This is a genomic window from Prevotella sp. P2-180 (assembly GCF_002251435.1).
Taxonomy (GTDB): Bacteria; Bacteroidota; Bacteroidia; order Bacteroidales; family Bacteroidaceae; genus Prevotella.
In genome coordinates this window covers 1-18,152 of sequence record NZ_NPJI01000033.1, presented here as the reverse complement: position 1 = coordinate 18,152, position 18,152 = coordinate 1, and the positions used below count along the sequence as shown (strand labels likewise).

Below are 18,152 nucleotides of genomic sequence, written 5' to 3'. Positions count from 1 at the left end.
ATATAGTAACCCTTTAATTCATTATACGCGTAATATGTATATATTATCTGTCACAAGTGTCACACCTGTCACGCCTTTGGACTTAAAATGGCATGTCTTTCTGAGGTGGTTCTTCACCATCGGGCAAGACGTTGCCTATGTCGGAGGCGGGACGCTCATAGAGCTTCCAGAAACGGCCGTCGCGCGAACGATACTGTTCGATGCCCATGTCCTGCAGCGCTTTACCGACCTGCACTGGCGACAGGCGTACCTGACCGCCGAAGCGGGCGACGATGTCGGAGGCGGTGAGATAGACGGCCTTCTCGTTTTCGCCGGGCTTGCGGTAGCGGGTGGAGATGAGTTCGCGTGCAAGGTTTGGGGTCTCATAGGCGCGGTTGCGGGTGTTGAGCTTCGCTATCTCTTCGGAGTCGAACCAGTAGCGGAAACCGGAGTCGAGAAGATGACGGATCTGAGAATATACGCCGACATAGTTGATGTTAGCCTTCCACGGGTTGTCGATATGATCGACTTCAAAGACGAGCCAGCGACGGTTGCCGGTGTCGTCGGTGAGGAACTGGAGGTTGTTGCCCGTGGCGCAGAACGACGCCCTGTGGGGCAGCCTCACCTTGCTGCGCCCGTAGAAGGGACGGTCTTTGACGAAGGGCTGCGACGCCATCGCCTTAAGCTGGTTGACCTCCTGGCGCCCCATGCTGTCAATCTCCTCCATGTCGATGAGGATATTCTCGGTGAGGGCGAAGGCATCGTCCTTGGTCATACGCTGCGAGTTGGTCTTCACGCAGAAATACCGTCGCAGTTCGGGCGGCAGCAGGTTGTTCATGAACGACGTCTTATACGTGCCTTGCGGACCAAGAAGTACGAAAATTTGATGGTTCACCACCTCGTCGTCGATAGTGGCAGCCACCATCGCCACCAGCCATCGGCGCACGTAGAAGTCGAACTTTTCGGGAGTGCAGTCGCGGCAGTGAACCATACCCAGGAGGTCGGCGATATGGTCGTGACCGTCCCATTCCGGCAGACTATCGAGATAGCTTTTGACGGGATGGTACTGTTCGATGCAGTTGCTGGTGAGATAGGCGTGGAGCGTCTGCATGTCGGTGTTGAGACCGGCACGCTGCAGCTCTATCCAAAGGGAGTTTTCGGCAGCATCGGTCATTATATTGAAAGATGAAGGTTGAGATTGACTAATCAAATGGCAGTTTTCCACGTCTTGGGAGAGGATGTTTCGGCGGAAGGTGTAGCGGGCGGTGAGATACGCCTCCACCTCCATGATGGTGGATTTGCGAGGGCGCGAGTTGCCGTCGGCGGCAAAGGCGGCGGGACGGCAGGTGTTGTGTTCGTCGGTATGCTTGTCGTACACGGCCTTGACGATGCCCGCTATGGGATGGCCGTTGGCGATGTCATAATCCTTAAACTCCTTCTCAGCCCACTTGAGGGTCTTGTCTGCATTTACGCCAAAGCGGTTCATCCAGTAGATGACGCGCGAGACGTAGTTGTTGCGACCTCCCTCCTCGTAAGCAAATCCCTCGTTGTCGACGAGCTTTCGTGCGGTGGTACCTGCCTTTTCGCATGCAGGCCTTTTGCCCGTCTTCTGCGCTTTGCGCTTATGAGACTTTATCTTTACAGCCTTAGAGACAGGTCGATAGACGGCGGTGGGGTCGCAAGCCAGTGCCGAGAGGCGGTTGATGTTGCCGCACTGATTGTCGTAGTCCACACCAGTCAGCTTCTTTATCATCTCGTTGGCAGTGAGCCAAGCGTCTTTGAAGTTGTCTTGTGTCACCTCGCCGTCCATCTTCACGATGACATGCAGTCCGTGGCCCGAGACGGTGCGGTAAGCCAGTCGAGCATACTCGCAGTTCTTCACCACCTTCTCTGTGGTCGCCATAAGGTCGTCGGGAATGTGGTCGAGATCGACAATCATGAAAGGCATGAGGCGTGTGATATTTTCGGCAGCCTTTCCGCCCTCCACCATAGCCTGAGGCATAAAGGCGGGCAGTTGATGCTTGATGTGAGCGAGTTGCGACTTGAGTTGTCGCACCTGTTGCTTGTCACCTTTGTCGGTGGCTTGCTGATAGATACTAAGCAGGCTGCGGTAGTCGTCGCACTGCTTCTGCAACTGTGTGGAACGAATCATCGTCGCCACATGTTCCCACGACACGAGCTTCGGCTCTTTGTCGGTGAGAGAAGAAAAGAATGTCACTTCGTTTGTCATAAGTATAATTATTTAATTTAATGTTTTGATTATGGCACGAAGTTACGAAAAAATAATAGAATGAGAAAGACAGTGTCTAATGTCCATAGACGTTAGACATTTTTCAATGACTTTAACATTATTAACATAAAATAAGTATAAAAAATGGTAAAAATTTATCACGAGCACGTTGCAAGAGTAATGCAGAGAGCCCTTGCTGTCTTCCGTCGCTACAATGCCGGGGAGACTGTGTCATCAATCTGCGGCAGCAGAGGTGTAATGCTTAGCCGAGCTGAGTTCTACTTAGTCTAAAGTGGAAAAATAAAGAGTACTTTACCCTATTCCCGACTGATGCATTTCTACTGTCTCCACATTCCACTTGAAGACTCCATCCTCCTTTTGTCGGAGTATGCCAAGGCATTGATAAGGGAAGACGAGGAAAAATTAAAAGATTAAAGATTAAAAAATTAAAGATTTTAAAAGGCAAGCCTTAAAGGAGGATTAAAAATTAAAGATTAAAAAATTAAAATTTTAAAAGGCAAGCCTTAAAGGAGGATTAGTCGGGACATGGGTCAGGTCAGTGTCCTGCGACATACAAGTGTCTGTGGTATTGCATAGTTCGGAAATCTATAATTTGTCCAAGTCTGATATTGAAATGCAATTTAGCTGTATTGGACGCAAAGATGGTGTTGAATATGATTACCAAGAAGAGGTAAACAATTGGCGTCGAATTTATGAAATCGATGAACAGTACAAATCTTTTTGCTGCTCTGACACATGTTTGCCATATCTCTCGGGAATTGCCGGTGGGAATATTGATAATATTCGTTCCATGATGCAAATGATGGAGAACTTAAAAGATATGATACAAATTTCTTGAAAGTTGCAATGCTGAAAGAGGTTATGAATAGATTGGGGATAGAATACTGAATTGGGTATTCGTAATGTCTATAATCTTATGTAAAGACACTTTTATGATGTCCAAATTAAGACTGATATTCAGATACATTAGAATGTGTCTAAGAAAACACTTTTCCATCCATATAGCATGGAATGGGATAGGATTTCTTACGGCTATTTATGTTCTTACGACATACGAGGATATGTTGAGATGTTGGTATGATGATCATGTGATACCAATTTTGGAGGAATTCGTGCCATCGCCGTTGAGTTTCATAATTATGTTGCTTATGATGGGGGTTGTGGCGATTGATATTCGCAAGAAAGCAAAGAATAGGTTTCAATACAGTGGGGCTTTTGCAGCGGCTTTGGCTATCATTGCGGTTGTCATTATGAGTTACCGCTTTTCAGGACTATACGACTATGAGGAATGGTTGTATTGCGTGTCATACGTTGATTTGATTGTCGTTATGTTATTGGCATACGTCTGTGCTTATGTGTATGCCAATGTACAGTTATTTATGCACTCGGAAAGGAAAGATAAGAATGCTGCAAAGAGTAGTGAACAACATATTCTTCGGGATTGGCCAATCGAGAAAGCGTATGAGGATATTTTGAAAATCCACGATGAAGCAGAGAAAGTAGCCCGTGAATTGGAGGATCTTGAAAGAAGGAAGACGTGGAGTTTGGCTATCACGGCACGATGGGGAGCTGGTAAAACTTCGTTTATGAATCTTATTATTAAAAAAATCAGCGAAAAGGAGTTTGACATACTCTATTTCAACCCTCGCGACTGCAAATCGTATCAATCAATTCAGGAAGACTTCTTTAACGAACTTGCTAGTTTGCTCTCGAAATACAATAGTAGGTGCAGCAGTGTTATGAAGGACTATATGGCATCGCTGCAGTTGATTGACAACAGGGGCATCGTGGAGAAACTGCTGAACTTTTACAAGATTTGGAACAAGGCCAGCCTGAGGGGGAATATAAAAGAGACTTTTTCCAGATTGCATAAGAAGGTTTTGGTATTGATAGATGACTTCGACCGCTTGTCGAAAGAGGAAATCATGGAGGTGCTGAAACTCATTGACTCCAATGCGGCTTTCAACAACCTGATATTCTTGACCGCTTACGACAAAGAGCAGGTGAACAAGGCGTTGGGGAGCCAATACCAAACGGAAGAGGCTTGCTTTGTTGACAAGTTCTTCGATATTGAATACAGTTTGCCGACAAGGCCTTATTATATGTTGGCACACTTCTTGATGGATAAGCTGACGAAAATGCTTCATGCGGATGAAGCAGAGAAGCAGGCTATACATAACTCCGTAAACCAAAACTATCATACGTACAGGTCGTATCTTCCTACTATAAGGGATATAAAGCGGTTTGTCAACATGATGGTGCTCGATTATGAGCATGTGAGAGGGGAGGTGATTCTTGAAGAATACTTGCTTTTGCATCTGATAAAATACAAATATCCAGATAGGTTCAATGAGATACATAAGTCAAAATATACAGAAACAAGAAGTCTGTTTGGAAATAATAAAACCTTATATCTGAAAAAAGAATTTGACAACCTCGACGTTTATCCTGTTCTCAAACTATTGTTCCCAGAGGAAGAATCTTCCAATGGAAATACATATCGGCATATATATGATGCGAGCAGTTTTGAGTATTATTTTGCCAATCAGGTGTTTGGATCTATGAAAGTAAGGGATATGATAAAGATTTTCAATGGGGATTTCGAGGCAGCTTGCAGCATGATAGACTCATGGATTGTGGACGACAAGAAACGTGAAGACCTTATAGACTTTATGGGCAGTAAAGATATGGATGGATTTGCAGATGGCAGTTTGTTTTTGCGTTATGCAAAAATTATTGCTTATTTGGCTTCAAAAAGACCAAACAACAGAGCCTTTTGGCTATTTGTCAGTGTTATGAATCTTGAAAATCTGAACGGTTATGACAGGAAATACAAGCTTGAGATGGACAAATACGAGAAGCAATTATTGGACATTATTAAAGATTCTTCCAATGGACCGGATTTCCAGCTGCTACAACAACTTCATATGCGTTATAAGACGCAAGATTTAAAGGAAGATGAGAACGTGATTAAGGACAAGGATATTTGGCCGGTATTAAAGAAGGCATTTCTTGATAGATTGGAAAAGGATTCTGTTTGTAATGAGACGATGCGAATGCTTTCGAGTTGTAGGGGCAGTATGAATGAACAAGGAAAGGTGCTTCTTGATGACGATTGTGCCAGCGCAATGAGAATGGAGATAGAAAAGAATCAAGGTTATTACATTGCAAACTTTGTGCGTCTGGGCAGGTCTTCTTCAAACGCTGATTTCAACAGTATAAAATGCGAACCATTCTGGGATCAGATATTCAGTAACGCAAAATCTATGGAGTCATTTATTGTTTCTTGCAAAGGCAAAGGATTAAAAGGCGGGAATGTTGCCTATAACTTTTGGCAGATATTCAAGGCGAACGACTTTAAGGAGATTGAGTTTATGGGGCAAGGGAACGTACAGAAGAAGATTGATAATGAAATGAAGGAGGAAATAAAGATGCTTGATGAGTTAAAGAACATTCAAGTTAAAGTGGAGGATGTTCCTGATGATTTATCTTCTATGGCTGATAATGAAAAGGAGAATTGGTGTAAACTGCTGAAGGAATTATTGGATGTTCTGGATAATTTGAGTCTAAATATTTCCTTTAAAGGGAAAATCAAAAATGAGATTCACAGAAAGTATACCGACTGTACTATAAGACATTAGTGTTAATTAAAATATACAATATGCACAATATTATGGAAGAAAAAACAGTAAGCATCCAACCCCTATTTTGGTGGTATGAAATTTAATCACTACCTTTGCGCTGTAATTTAATAATTAAGTATTATGGCAATAAGTAGTAAAGACATTGAGACCCTATGGGGTCGTTATCAGACTGAGGGAGTAAACAAGGGAGTCTCAGTCTCCCAATATTTCGAGGCAAATGGTGTTCCATATCACGTATTTGAAAAATGGTACAAGAAACGTTACCGTCTGCCCGATGTTGTCGAATGTGTAGTTGACGGGATACCTGTTGAAGATCAACAATCATGTCCTGCTCCAAGTTCCAACGACAAGACCATGGTGCAAGGACATGAGCGTAAGGATTCAGTTACGGTAGCACACGTAAATATATGTCTAAGCAATGGCATGAGAATCGACCACCACAAGCTGAGCTATTCAGAGTTGTTAAGTTTCATTCAAAAACTCGAACCGTTATGTTTGGTCTGACAGGAGCTACAAAATACAAGTATATCCCCAACTACAGTGATATGCGTGGCGGTTATGACAAGTTAAGCGGAGTTGTTCGTTCCCTTGGCGAGAATCCCGAGAACGGAACGGCATACGTGTTCATGTCCAAGAATCAGAAGCTGGTCAAGATTATCCGCTATGATAAAGGCAGGTGCCTATACTATAGCCAGAAGTTCAAGGGCGGGTTCAGTTTCGTGCGCCTCAGGTTTAATGTCGATAAGCCTGTATATGTATTAGAGTGGAAGTATCTGGTTTCCTTGATGGGAACTCCTGTCATAAAAGAGATACCAGTAAGAGAGCTTGAATGCCTTGAACCTGCAGCTTAAGCTGTTAAACTTTGCTAATTGAAGCTACAAAGAAAAGTTATATTATATATGCAAAACATTGATTATCAATCATTTGTAAACTACACAAAGATGCGCTATATGGCGATTGCCGATGGATTTGACGTGACGTTTGACGGCTTGTCAATGAGGGGTATTGCCTTGCTGTTTAGTGTTAATACGTGGCTTAAAACGTTGATATTCAATATGTTAAATATATTATATATATTTGCGAGTGCCAATAAATATGATTACCTTTGCACAGCAAAAGTTTCATATTATGGCAGAAAAAGAACGATACGATACAGAGCGCATGATAATGCGAGCCCGGTATGCGATGAGCCTTATAGAGGACTCGTGGCGTGGGGGTAATTTGTCAGATATGGAACGAGAAGATTTCAAAAAACAGATAGCGGAGTTACTTCAGGGCATGACTACCTTGCTAGACTCCAACACAAGGTTGGGGCAGGAACTTGCAGATGCCAAGAAAGATCTCGATGCTGCCCGTGATGACCTGTCCAAGGCAAATAAGAAGATAGGTGTTCTCGAGTCTGAGATAAAGTATCTCAAGGGCAAGCAGAACGCCAGCAACCGTCACAGGTTTGGGGATAAAGGCGAGAAGAACACAAGTGGCACTTCAAAGTCGAAGGGCAGAACCAAGGATGAGGATGAGAACGACTATATAGAGAACGAGGGGCGTAACGGCAATCCTTCAGTTCAAGGCGATAGTACCTCCTCCGAGTCAACGAGCGCCGGCTCTCCTGCGACTCATGCTGAGAAGGCCCCCCGCGACACCAGTAACCGCCCCGATCATTACAACACAATGCACGCCGATGTTTACGTCGAGCATGACTGCGACCTGGACGCATTGAAGGCTATGGGTCTTACCTTCCTTCGCTACTCCCGCCCTATTGACCAGTTTGACCGCATTAGTGTAATCCGTCAGGACAGGTACAAAACTGCATGGGTGCGTGACAAGGACGGCAAGGAGTTCGCGATTTTTATCCCCAAGGCAACTGATGCGTCATCACGTCCATGCATCTTTGCCAATGAGCATTCTTACGACAGGCCAAGGCTTGTGGCCCATACAAGTTGCACCCATTCCTTGCTGTCCGATCTTGCAGTCAACCGCTTTCAATATGCCATGACCAGCGGCAGGGAGATGACCAGGATGCTAAACGAGAAGATGCATATGGCTCCGCAGACCATATTTAATTGGCTGAAATGGGGCGCGGAAGAGCTTAAAGGAGGCCTTAAGCACATAAAGAAGAAACTTCTCAAACATGGAACAGTGGTATATTGCGACGAGACCTGGGTTGATGTCAAGGTAGTAGAGGCTGACGGCACGGTACATTATGTCAAGCGCTATATGTGGGTGATAGTAAATCTGACCACAAAGGTCTGCTATTATCTCTATGGTAACAGGAAACGCGAGACCATAGAGAAGTTCCTCGGCGACTTTAAAGGCACACTAATGACCGATGCATACGCAGCCTACGCCTTCTTCAGTAAGTTGAAGAAATGCACACACGTGTGCTGCTGGGCTCATGCCCGACGCATATTTGTGTCGGCACTTCGTGATTACAAGGACGAGATGGCAAGAGTGTTCATTGATCTCATAAAGCTATTATATAAGGTTGAGCTTGAGAACATCTTCTTCCACCGAACAGAACAAGAAGTGGTAAGGGCCAGGAAACTAGAGGCAATCCCGATACTTTCCCAACTGCTTCAAAAAGCCAATGAGTTGCTGAAGATGAGTGACAGCAAAAAGATAAGCATCTCTGAAAAGCTTCATCAAGCTCTCAAATATATGACAAACAATTGGCAGGAGCTTTACGGATATGTGAACATCGGGAATGTTCTAATAGACAACAATGCCAGCGAGAGGGCCATCCGGCCATTCACAAATCTAAGGAAGAACTTCGGCGGATTCAGCAGCGAGTCCGGAGCTAAGGTAGCTGCCACATACCTTACTTTCGTGGAGACATGCAAGTTGATGAAGAAGACCGCGCTTGATTTTTTCAAGGGCTTCTTCAGCATGACTTCAGGCGGCAGGTCCGACTACGAGCTCATAGTTCAAGAGCTTTTGTGTTAATTAAATAAAAAAATACAATCAAACAGAAAATCCTTATATCCTTGAAACCCCAGTAAACACTGGGGCTCTGGTGTATTGCCATAGGGATTGGATGCTTACAAAAAACAATTAAGGAAATACTGGAGTTTTATTCATCAATAGAGTGTGACGACAGTATTGCAGAAGTAATTCAATCAAAAGATGTAGAATATGCTTATGAATCAGTAGAAGAAATCGGTCGTTTCTTTCTCGATACTCCAAAAATCGAAAAGCGTCACCGTATAAACATAGGTACCATACTGAAAAATGCCTTTCAGGGCTTCTTGCGTCATAAGGATGCAGTTGCAAAATCGAAAATTGACCCAGACTGGATGGATAGGTTTATTGATTGCGCTAAGTATGTTTCAGATTCTGATATGCAATTATTATGGTCGAAGATACTTTCAGGAGAACTAAATAAGCCTAATTCTATTTCGGTTATGGCTCTTGAGACCATGCGCAATATGTTAAAAAGAGATGCAGAGATATTCCTCAAACTTGCCAGTTTTACAGTAATTGATAGTGATGGAGGCAATCCGTTTATACCTATTAATGCTCCTTTCAAAAGACAAGGATATAAAACCGATGAAGAATATGGAATCAAATATGATGAACTGCTTTGGATGCAAGAACTACGCTTGTTAAATCTAAATATCGGTTTAAGTGCATCTTTCGATTTGGATGATAAAAGCAAGCGTGTAGAAACGACTTTGTGTTGTGGTAATCTACGTATTGATATATCTTCCGAAAAAGATTTAAGCATTCCATGTTATTCATACACTCGAATTGGTGCGCAGTTGCATTCACTCATTGAGGATGTAAAGCCCAATAAGGATTTTTTTGAAGATCGTATAAAGAATCGATATTCATCAGATGTTACTAAGATAAATATTGTTGATCAATGATGTTTAATGAGAAGGGAGCAAGGATTGGCGGTATTCCGGAATTGATTGAAGAGGAGGGTAAAGGGTTAAAAGGTTATTGGGTTAAAGGAGGATAACGGAATGACGTTTACATCTGGCGATGTGGAGGACTTGAAAGACAAAATCGTGAAGATGTTTGAACATGAGTTTGATTATGACGCTATCGCTAAGAATGCTATTGAGAGGTATTCGAGTGAGGCGTATTATGAGAAACTTATTAAGTATTATAAAGGTTGAAAGATTATAAGGTTAAGAATTTAAGATATACTATGAACAAGAATTATATTACCCCCCCCCAGTTCTGAAAGGTATGGCGCATTGGATGGATTGCGGGCTTATGCTGCAATCGGAATTGTGTTTATGCACGTGTTGTCTAACATTGGCGTGAAGCCGACAGAGAATTATCTGACAGGGACTTTAATACCTTGGTTTACAGATTTTACATTGATGTTTATGGTGGTAAGCGGATTCTCGCTTTGCTGCGGTTACTACGAAAGGGTGAAGACGGGTGCGATTACTCCAAATGCTTTTTACAAGAAAAGGTATATGAGAATTTTGCCATTCTTCGCATGTCTTTGTTTGCTAGACTTGGTGATGTCTCCGAGCATTGATCAGGTGTTCAACTTGTTTGCTAACCTTACGTTGTGTTTCAACTTTATACCGAATGTAAAGATTCCGATGATTGGCGTTGGCTGGTTCTTGGGCTTGGTATTTGTGTTCTACTTGCTCTTCCCGTTCTTTGTCTTTATGCTCGACAGCAAGCGGAGAGGGTGGTTCTCATTGGTCATAGCTCTGGTGTTTGCTGGGTTGTGTACGATTCATTCATATAACGTGGACATTCCTGTGCCAAAGATTGGTAGGACGAATATCATCTACACGATGCCATTGTTTATGGCTGGCGGTATGATTTATCTGTATAGGGATAAACTGAAGTTGGAGGGAATCAAGCAGTATCTGTTCTTGTCGCTCTGTATTGTTTTGTCTGTCCTGTTCTTTGTATTTCCAGAAGTGAGAAAGACTGGGTTCGGGGCTCTTGTATCGGAAATGGTACTTTTCGGTTCATGGCTAATCTATGCTCTAGGATCAAAGGATTTGATTTTAAACAATAGGGTTGTTAGGTTTATAAGTGGCATTTCGATGGAGGTGTATCTATGTCACATGGTTATGTTCAGAGTCGTTGAGAAGGTTCATCTGGAACGGTTCATTGCTGATGGTGACATCTTGTATGCGTTGACATGCATTTTGGTGATAGCCGGGGCGGTGGCTTTCTCTTGGGGATTTAAAAAGGTTGAAAGAATACCCATTAAAAATTTAAACGTTTAAATCAATTTAGTTATTATATGGCAGAAAAGAAATTGAATGGTACGGTCATCGTGACGTACCGCTGTAATGCGCGTTGCTCGATGTGCAACCGCTACAAGGCTCCTTCGAAGCAGGAGGAGGAAATCTCGTTGGAAACTATCAAGAAGTTGCCGAAGATGTACTTCACGAACATCACGGGCGGCGAACCGTTTATCCGTACTGACCTGAAGGAGGTGGTGAGGGAACTGTATAAGAAGAGTGACCGTATCGTGATCTCGACGAACGGATTCTTCACTGACCGCATCATCGACCTCTGCAAGGAGTTTCCGCAGATTGGTATTCGTATCTCTATCGAAGGACTGGAAAAGACGAACAACGAGATTCGTGGTCTGAACGACGGTTATCAGCGTGGATATACGACGCTGAAGAAACTGAGAGAGATGGGCATGAAGGACGTGGGATTCGGTATGACGGTGCAGGACAAGAATGCACCGGACTTGGTGCCGCTGTATGAAATCTCAAACGAGATGGGGATGGAGTTTGCCACGGCTTCGCTGCACAACTCATTCTATTTTGTGGAGGCGAAGAACATCATTCACGACCGTCCGATGGTGGCGAAGAACTTCGAGAACCTTGTGAACGAGTTGCTGAAGTCGAACTCACCGAAGAAGTGGTTTCGTGCTTACTTCAATCACGGTCTTATCAACTACATCTATGGACAGAAACGACTGTTGCCTTGCGACATGAGTTTTGACACGTTCTTCATCGACCCGTATGGCGATGTGATGCCTTGCAATGGTACGAAGGACAAGGAGGTGATGGGTAACTTGAACCGCCAGTCGTGGGATGAGTTGTGGAACTCGCCTGAGGCGGAGAAGGTGCGCAAGAAGGTGCGCTGCTGCGACCGTGACTGCTGGATGATTGGTTCGGTGTCGCCTGCTATGCACAAGTATATCTATCGTGTGCTGCCGTGGGTGATCAGTCATAAGTTGAAGTCTATGTTGGGCATGAAGTACTCGATGTTTGAGAACAAGATTTGCCGTGACCTGAGGGATGGCAAAGTTACGAAGGAGGAGCTTGACAAGTGCTCTACCTGCGACATGTGCGCCACTATCAATAATGGTCTATCTGCAGACTCAAAAGAGGCGCTGAAGGGCAAACGTGGCGAGGACATCGTGAATGCTGATGTGGCAAGTCAGGGTTATGAGGCTACAAAGGCGGAGACTGACAGGGAAATTGAAATCAAGTAGTTTTTCTGTTGAACGCAAATTGTCGTGAATTAACCGTGAATTTATGAAAATAGTAGTAACTGGTACCCGTGGCATTCCGAATGTCATGGGTGGTGTGGAGACGCATTGCGAGGAGCTGTTTCCTCGCATTGCGGCCATGGGTGAGGATGTGACTTTGATACGACGGGCTTCGTATGTCAGCGATGGGTTGACGGAATGGAAGGGTGTGAAGCTTGTGGATATAGCCACACCGAAAAAGAAGTCGTTTGAGGCGATAGTGCATACCTTCCGTGCTATCAACAAGGCGAAGAGGCTTGGGGCGGAGGTGTTGCATGTGCATGCGATTGGGCCTGCGCTGCTTGTGCCGTATGCAAGGCTATTGGGAATGAAGGTGGTGTTTACACATCACGGGCCTGACTATGACCGCGACAAGTGGGGCAAGGCGGCGAAGATGATACTGAAGCTCGGAGAGAGGATGGGATGCATGTTTGCCAATGATGTGATTGTTATATCGGACGTGATTAAGAACCTCATAGCAAGGAAGTACGGACGTACGGAGCATGTGCATCTGATATACAACGGTGTGCCATCGCCTGAGATATGCGACTATCCTGAATACTTTGAGGAGTTGGGCATTGAGAAGGGGAAATATATCCTTGGCATGTGCCGATTTGTGCCAGAGAAGAACCTGCACCACCTAGTTTCGGCGTTCGCCGAAATTAAAAAATTAAAGAATGAAAAAATTAAAGGGTTGAAGCTGGTGCTGGCGGGTGATACGGACTTTGAGGATGAGTATTCGCGAGGGCTGAAGGAGATGGCGAGGAAGAATGGTGTGGTGCTAACAGGATTTATCAAAGGTCGCAAGCTGCACTCGCTGTTGACAAACTGTTGCTGCTATTGTCTGCCTTCATCGCATGAGGGTTTGCCGATTGCATTGCTTGAAGCGATGAGCTATAAAGTGCCGGTAGTGGTGAGTGATATTCCTGCCAATCTCGAGGTCGGTCTGCCGAAGGAGGATTACTTCCCATGTGGTGATGTTAAGGCGTTGGCAGAGAAGCTGAAAGAGGTGGTAAGCAAGCCGCTGAAGAAGGTGGATTATGACATGGGCAAGTATGATTGGGATAAGATTGCGAGGCAAGTGATGGAGGTGTATAAAGGGTTAAAGGGTTAAAAGGTTATTAGGTTAAATGTTTAAAGGGTTAATGGGTTATTAGGTTAAATGTTGAAATGTTTAAAGGGTTATTAGGTTAAAAGGTTATTAGGTTAAAAGGTTAAGGAATGGAGGTACGTTTGTTCTTTGAGTTTCTTCAAGTGGCGATTGGCAATAGGGAGTGTTTATCGCGTGAGCTGTTAGATAACGAATGGCAGGATATTTTCCGTTTGCTGAAAGAGCATGCTCTGATTGGTGTCGGATTTACAGCTGTGGAGCGATTGCACGCCAAGGGCGTGGTGTGTCCACCTCTGTTGAGGATGCAGTGGTATGCCTTGGTGGTTCAGATTGAAAGAAGGAATGAACAACTGAATGGACTATGCAAGAAAGTGACGGAGCAATATGAGCATGATGGGCTATCGACTTGTATATTGAAGGGGCAAGGAAACCAACTGAACTATCCAGAGGGTTTAAAGATGAGGAGGATGTCTGGAGATATTGACATCTGGTGTTTGCCCCCAAAAGAGGGATTGGAAATTGCAGTACATACGGGGAAATATACCGTTGAATATGTGAAGTATCATGGTGTGAGTGCCGTGATAGAATATGTGAAGTTGCAGCATAGGATATGCGGCTCGAACAAGAAGCCAAGGCCTATTTATCACCATGTGGATGCGCCAGCCATAGAAGGAGTGGAGGTGGAAGCGCATTTCAGAACGGGCTATATCCATTCGCCGTTACGAAACTGGAGAATGCAGAGGTGGTTTGCCCAGCATTATGAAGGATGTGCTGCAAACAAAACGTCTTACGGTTTCTCCATGCCCACGCCGTCTGTCAATGTGATATACCAGATGACGCATCTTTTCTCACATTATTTTCAAGAGGGTGTTGGTCTCCGACAGATTCTCGATATGTACTTTACTTTGATAGCATGGAGAGAAAGTGTGGAAAATGGTTATGGGCAGCAATCGCAAGGTATGTGGTGCGAGGGGCTTGGAACGGCGGTGATGTCTGCTCAGGAGGTGATGGCGGTTCTGCGGTCTTTCGGGATGGGGAAGTTTGCAGCTGCCGTAATGTATGTCCTCCATAAAGTGTTTGCAATTCCATCACTTTGTAATATATGCGATCCGAATGAGAGGGAGGGAAAGAAATTATTGGCTGAGATTATGCAGGGAGGGAACTTCGGGCAATATGACACTCGGGATGCTGCGTTGAAAAAAGGTGGGATGATGAAACATGGGGTGTGGAAATTGAAGCGAGTAATGAGACTCGTTAGCAGTTATCCTAATGAGGCTCTTTGGGAGCCAGTGTTTAGGGTGTGGCACTTGGGATGGAGGAAGGTGAATGGTTAATGATTAGTGATTAATGATTATTCGCACAGCGTTAATATTTAGAGGTGCTCATCAAGCTAAAGCAAGTTCTTCGCAAGCTCATCAAGCTACCGCAAGTTTCTGATTGATGATTATTCACACATTATATATTTTCAGCGGTGTTCATCAAGCTACGCAAGTTCTTGATGGATGATTATTCAAAGAAATTTGGGGAAATGTTTGGTGGATTGGAATTATTTGAGTAAATTTTGATAAGATAGGCTGCATCTCAACAAAAAAAATAAAAAAACGCTTTTTTATTTTGTTTTGTCTTCGATTTAAATAAAAATCTTACGCTCAAAAAAGATAATCTATTCTCTTTTTCTTCGCTAAATCGATTTTTTGCACTATCTTTGCAGCGGATTATTAAAGAAAGGAATAAATATGAAAGCAATAATGTCAATGGACAGAAGGGTCAGGCACCTGTCCCCTGACCCGCTTGATTTCGTAACATACTGCATCGGCAATCTCTCACGCCGATTGAACATGAGTGCCGCTGAGGTGTATCGTCGCCTTAAGCAGTCAGGCATTCTGACTGGCTACATCGTATCAAGCTACGATGTGCTCCACACCTTTGGCAAGGAGTATCTTATGGAAGACCTCACCGAATACATGAGGGAGAAAGGAGTGTTGGCATAATGGAAGTATATCACGCATCAACCATGGTCGTGGAATCACCCGACACAACGCATAGCCGAGCTTTCCTCGATTTCGGTCCTGGATTCTATGTCACCATCTTGCAGGATCAGGCAGTGAAATATGGAGCACGCTTTACCAACCGTGGCAAAGAAGCCTTCCTTAACACCTACGAACTTGCCGATGACCTCAGCAAATGTAAAGTCATTGAGTTCAAGCGTTATGATGAAGCATGGCTCGACTTCGTGACAGAATGCCGTCAAGGAAGAATCGTTGGTGACTATGATGTAGTCATCGGCGGTATAGCCAATGATAAAGTCTTCCGTACCGTTGACCTGTATTTTGCTGGCGACATTTCAAAGGAAGAATGCCTTCGCCGCCTAATATTCGAAGAGCCAAACAATCAGATTTGCATCCGCTCACAGCAGGTACTCAACGAATGTCTAACCTTCAAAAGTTCTCAGCGCCTATGACACCTATACACGATGAAGCCTACCATGCAATCTTGGAGGCAAAGTATGCTCGTATTATCAATGAGATAAGCCAGATGCACAGCGTGAGTCTTGAAGATGCCATGGACATTTTCTACAACTCTCCGCTATTGCCCCTTCTCGAAGAAGGAGTTGCCGACCTTCATTGCCGAAGCGACAAGTATCTGGCAGAAGAGATTTGGAGAGAACAGGGTCAGCAGGGCCAGGGGACAGGTACCTGAACCATCTATATACAAATAAGAAATGACACGTAAAGCAAGAACGCATTCAGAAGGGAGGACTTCTTAATATTGAAGAAGCACCTCAGAAACAAGATAGGCTTCGTCTCGCCTACAATTGATGGCTGATTGATGATTGATAACAGAGCCTGAGCAATTTTCAGGCGATAGTCATAGATACTGCCGTCTGCATACTGTGCCAGATGCGGCTTTTTAGTAAAAAGCGAAATGCGGTCCCTGAATTTGACGAAGTCAGTCGCCTTGTCCAATGTAGTATTGGGCATGATAATTTGTGGTGGAGGGGATTAATGACGGGGAGGTTCGAAATATCCCGTCATCTCCCTTCACCTTTTAGAGCAACGTTTCGATTAAACGAGAACAGAACCAAACTTGTTTGTGTTATGTCGAGTGTGAGAAAGGTCGGATGAAATCCAAACGTAAAATAATTGTGAAATATTGTAGTGGAAGGTTATAAGCCGCAGGACTTTAGCTTTTTTCACCGCAGTGAAAAATTAGTGCAACAATAAAGCAATTGATATGTGTTTCAAAAAAGGTGAAGTGGTTATCTACAACAATGAAGCTCGAATTGTTGAGAAGGTAGATAAAATTAGTGTTCATTTTAGAGATAAAAATGGTTATTTTTCATTTGCACCAAAAGGACTTTTGATAAAACTGGATAGTATTAATCATTTTCAATATTCTAAAACTATTGGAAAAATATTAGGTGAATTGACCTGTGAGGAATATCATAAATTTGAAAAACAAATTGACCTGTCAACATAGAATATATAAAAAATCTCATTCTCTTCAACCATATTTTGGTATTAAGGACTGGCAACGTTGTCTTTATTGACGACTTATGAGATGGCGTATTTATGGATTCTTATAGAAAAATAGAAACAATACACATAAAATGAATCGGGACAGGGGAAAGGTCCGTGTCCCGCCTCCTCATTTTTTAAAACATTTGAGTTTATATTTTTGACTATTCCTGCGGGACAGAGTTCTGTCACCTGTACCGCCTTTAGTGGTTTACAGAATTACGATAATCTATCATCAATAAAATGAGCATTAGAGTTAACAAGATACTTTCAGATACTAATATAGGTCTGAAAACTCTACAAAGCATTCTTGGGGCATTGGGCTATAATGCGGAAGATGTGAATTTAAGCACAAAAGTGTCTGATGAAATTGCAGAAAATATAAGAAAGTTGTGCAAAAATGACTTTGATTTTCTCGCTTTACTTGAGGAATCTGCACAGAATGAATATAAAGGGGAAAAGAAAGACCCGGATTTTACTTTAAAAATTGTAGGGAAAATTGATTTGGATAAATTGTACGGTCATACTGGCAGACGAAGCAAACAACAGAACAATGTTTTGCCAACAACAATTCACCCTCCGAAGACCGAATATGAAAATGCAAAAATTGGATTCTGGATAGATGAACTATTGGTTTTGTCACCGATAGGAAAAGTGAAACGGATCAAAGTTGGTGAATTCGAATCTAATATAGAGGATCCAATGTATTCTGTACTTATAGGCATTAATGGTATTGGTAAGAGCACTTTGTTGAAGGAGGTTGTTGACTTCTTTGTCGATTTGTACTCCTGCGCAAATGTAAATAAAGCAGACAGGTCTTTGTCAAAGCAGGGACAGGTTAGAGGTATTAAATACCATATCGATGGGATGGAATGTGAGGTTATAAGACTTTCCAAATCATTTCTAGCCAAGATTAATGGACAGATAGCTATCATTTCTGATTTAAAACTGCCTTCATTGGTGGCATGTAATTTTGGCGCATTTGACAAGTTCCCTATACAGAGAGTTAATGGGTATGCTCAAACGAGATACGATGTGCCATTTTATAAACCTTAATTCCGCAACACTATTACAAATATAACTTTTTAAGTACCTGAGCAACAAAAAGTTGCTCAGGATTTTGTCATGTCAGATTTTTCACCTATCTTAGTGTTGCAAATCAAAATATATATCAAAC

17 protein-coding genes are annotated in these 18,152 nt (G+C 43.4%); 15 read left to right on the top strand and 2 right to left on the bottom strand.

What is annotated here, in order from left to right; genetic code table 11:
* Window positions 1–82: 82 nt before the first annotated feature.
* Complete coding sequence (locus CIK98_RS05130) at window positions 83–2,209, bottom strand: VapE domain-containing protein (RefSeq protein WP_094383209.1); 2,127 nt, start codon at window positions 2,207–2,209, stop codon at window positions 83–85.
* 953 nt (window positions 2,210–3,162) lie between these two features.
* Here CIK98_RS05130 and CIK98_RS05120 point away from each other — a divergent pair.
* The 13 genes from CIK98_RS05120 (at window position 3,163) to CIK98_RS05070 (ending at window position 16,157) form a co-directional block, all read left to right on the top strand.
* Entirely contained in the window at window positions 3,163–5,871 is a 2,709-nt protein-coding gene (locus CIK98_RS05120) for a P-loop NTPase fold protein (protein ID WP_172409824.1), read from the top strand.
* 123 nt (window positions 5,872–5,994) lie between these two features.
* On the top strand, window positions 5,995–6,378 hold the full coding sequence (locus tag CIK98_RS17970) for a hypothetical protein (RefSeq protein ID WP_172409823.1): 384 nt from the start codon (window positions 5,995–5,997) through the stop codon (window positions 6,376–6,378).
* Window positions 6,366–6,725, top strand: a complete 360-nt coding sequence (gene tnpB / locus CIK98_RS05115; RefSeq protein WP_172409822.1) for an IS66 family insertion sequence element accessory protein TnpB — start codon at window positions 6,366–6,368, stop codon at window positions 6,723–6,725. Before CIK98_RS17970 ends, tnpB begins: the two co-directional genes overlap by 13 nt.
* 277 nt (window positions 6,726–7,002) lie before the next feature.
* Complete coding sequence (locus tag CIK98_RS05110; protein ID WP_172409821.1) at window positions 7,003–8,817, top strand: IS66 family transposase; 1,815 nt, start codon at window positions 7,003–7,005, stop codon at window positions 8,815–8,817.
* Window positions 8,818–8,876: 59 nt separating this feature from the next.
* Window positions 8,877–9,740 (top strand): DUF2806 domain-containing protein, encoded by an 864-nt coding sequence (locus CIK98_RS05105; protein ID WP_094383204.1) that lies wholly within the window; start codon window positions 8,877–8,879, stop codon window positions 9,738–9,740.
* Between the two features lie 99 nt (window positions 9,741–9,839).
* Window positions 9,840–9,995, top strand: coding sequence for a hypothetical protein (locus tag CIK98_RS17965; protein ID WP_172409820.1), 156 nt, complete (start codon window positions 9,840–9,842; stop codon window positions 9,993–9,995).
* Window positions 9,996–10,076: 81 nt separating this feature from the next.
* Window positions 10,077–11,081, top strand: a complete 1,005-nt coding sequence (locus CIK98_RS05100; protein WP_141210411.1) for an acyltransferase — start codon at window positions 10,077–10,079, stop codon at window positions 11,079–11,081.
* 17 nt (window positions 11,082–11,098) lie between these two features.
* Complete coding sequence (locus tag CIK98_RS05095; protein ID WP_094383202.1) at window positions 11,099–12,310, top strand: radical SAM protein; 1,212 nt, start codon at window positions 11,099–11,101, stop codon at window positions 12,308–12,310.
* A 43-nt stretch (window positions 12,311–12,353) separates the two neighbouring features.
* Window positions 12,354–13,460, top strand: coding sequence for a glycosyltransferase family 4 protein (locus CIK98_RS05090; RefSeq protein ID WP_094383201.1), 1,107 nt, complete (start codon window positions 12,354–12,356; stop codon window positions 13,458–13,460).
* 107 nt (window positions 13,461–13,567) lie between these two features.
* Window positions 13,568–14,791: a nucleotidyltransferase family protein gene (locus CIK98_RS05085; protein WP_094383200.1), complete on the top strand. Its 1,224-nt coding sequence runs from the start codon at window positions 13,568–13,570 to the stop codon at window positions 14,789–14,791.
* Window positions 14,792–15,193: 402 nt separating this feature from the next.
* Window positions 15,194–15,448, top strand: a complete 255-nt coding sequence (locus tag CIK98_RS05080; RefSeq protein ID WP_253249648.1) for a DUF3791 domain-containing protein — start codon at window positions 15,194–15,196, stop codon at window positions 15,446–15,448.
* Entirely contained in the window at window positions 15,448–15,918 is a 471-nt protein-coding gene (locus tag CIK98_RS05075; RefSeq protein WP_094383199.1) for a DUF3990 domain-containing protein, read from the top strand. The genes CIK98_RS05080 and CIK98_RS05075 overlap by 1 nt, the downstream gene beginning before the upstream one ends.
* The gene (locus tag CIK98_RS05070) at window positions 15,915–16,157 is read left to right on the top strand and encodes a hypothetical protein (RefSeq protein WP_094383210.1); all 243 of its coding nucleotides are present in this window, start codon (window positions 15,915–15,917) and stop codon (window positions 16,155–16,157) included. Before CIK98_RS05075 ends, CIK98_RS05070 begins: the two co-directional genes overlap by 4 nt.
* Window positions 16,158–16,162: 5 nt before the next feature.
* Here the strand turns inward: CIK98_RS05070 and CIK98_RS05065 are convergent, their stop codons facing one another.
* Window positions 16,163–16,438: a hypothetical protein gene (locus CIK98_RS05065; RefSeq protein ID WP_094383198.1), complete on the bottom strand. Its 276-nt coding sequence runs from the start codon at window positions 16,436–16,438 to the stop codon at window positions 16,163–16,165.
* Window positions 16,439–16,691: 253 nt separating this feature from the next.
* Between CIK98_RS05065 and CIK98_RS05060 the strand changes: the two genes are divergently transcribed.
* Entirely contained in the window at window positions 16,692–16,937 is a 246-nt protein-coding gene (locus CIK98_RS05060; protein WP_094383197.1) for a hypothetical protein, read from the top strand.
* Between the two features lie 281 nt (window positions 16,938–17,218).
* Window positions 17,219–18,031: a hypothetical protein gene (locus tag CIK98_RS05055; RefSeq protein WP_094383196.1), complete on the top strand. Its 813-nt coding sequence runs from the start codon at window positions 17,219–17,221 to the stop codon at window positions 18,029–18,031.
* Window positions 18,032–18,152 lie beyond the last annotated feature (121 nt).

Bases quoted from the DNA above. Each gene is read 5' to 3' on its own strand.
- CIK98_RS05120 (WP_172409824.1), top strand. From the start codon at position 3,163: ATGATGTCCAAATTAAGACTGATATTCAGATACATTAGAATGTGTCTA.
- CIK98_RS17965 (WP_172409820.1), top strand. From the start codon at position 9,840: ATGACGTTTACATCTGGCGATGTGGAGGACTTGAAAGACAAAATCGTG.
- tnpB (WP_172409822.1), top strand. From the start codon at position 6,366: ATGTTTGGTCTGACAGGAGCTACAAAATACAAGTATATCCCCAACTAC.
- CIK98_RS05065 (WP_094383198.1), bottom strand. From the start codon at position 16,438: ATGCCCAATACTACATTGGACAAGGCGACTGACTTCGTCAAATTCAGG.
- CIK98_RS17970 (WP_172409823.1), top strand. From the start codon at position 5,995: ATGGCAATAAGTAGTAAAGACATTGAGACCCTATGGGGTCGTTATCAG.
- CIK98_RS05130 (WP_094383209.1), bottom strand. From the start codon at position 2,209: ATGACAAACGAAGTGACATTCTTTTCTTCTCTCACCGACAAAGAGCCG.
- CIK98_RS05095 (WP_094383202.1), top strand. From the start codon at position 11,099: ATGGCAGAAAAGAAATTGAATGGTACGGTCATCGTGACGTACCGCTGT.
- CIK98_RS05070 (WP_094383210.1), top strand. From the start codon at position 15,915: ATGACACCTATACACGATGAAGCCTACCATGCAATCTTGGAGGCAAAG.
- CIK98_RS05085 (WP_094383200.1), top strand. From the start codon at position 13,568: ATGGAGGTACGTTTGTTCTTTGAGTTTCTTCAAGTGGCGATTGGCAAT.
- CIK98_RS05055 (WP_094383196.1), top strand. From the start codon at position 17,219: ATGAGCATTAGAGTTAACAAGATACTTTCAGATACTAATATAGGTCTG.
- CIK98_RS05075 (WP_094383199.1), top strand. From the start codon at position 15,448: ATGGAAGTATATCACGCATCAACCATGGTCGTGGAATCACCCGACACA.
- CIK98_RS05060 (WP_094383197.1), top strand. From the start codon at position 16,692: ATGTGTTTCAAAAAAGGTGAAGTGGTTATCTACAACAATGAAGCTCGA.
- CIK98_RS05090 (WP_094383201.1), top strand. From the start codon at position 12,354: ATGAAAATAGTAGTAACTGGTACCCGTGGCATTCCGAATGTCATGGGT.
- CIK98_RS05110 (WP_172409821.1), top strand. From the start codon at position 7,003: ATGGCAGAAAAAGAACGATACGATACAGAGCGCATGATAATGCGAGCC.
- CIK98_RS05080 (WP_253249648.1), top strand. From the start codon at position 15,194: ATGAAAGCAATAATGTCAATGGACAGAAGGGTCAGGCACCTGTCCCCT.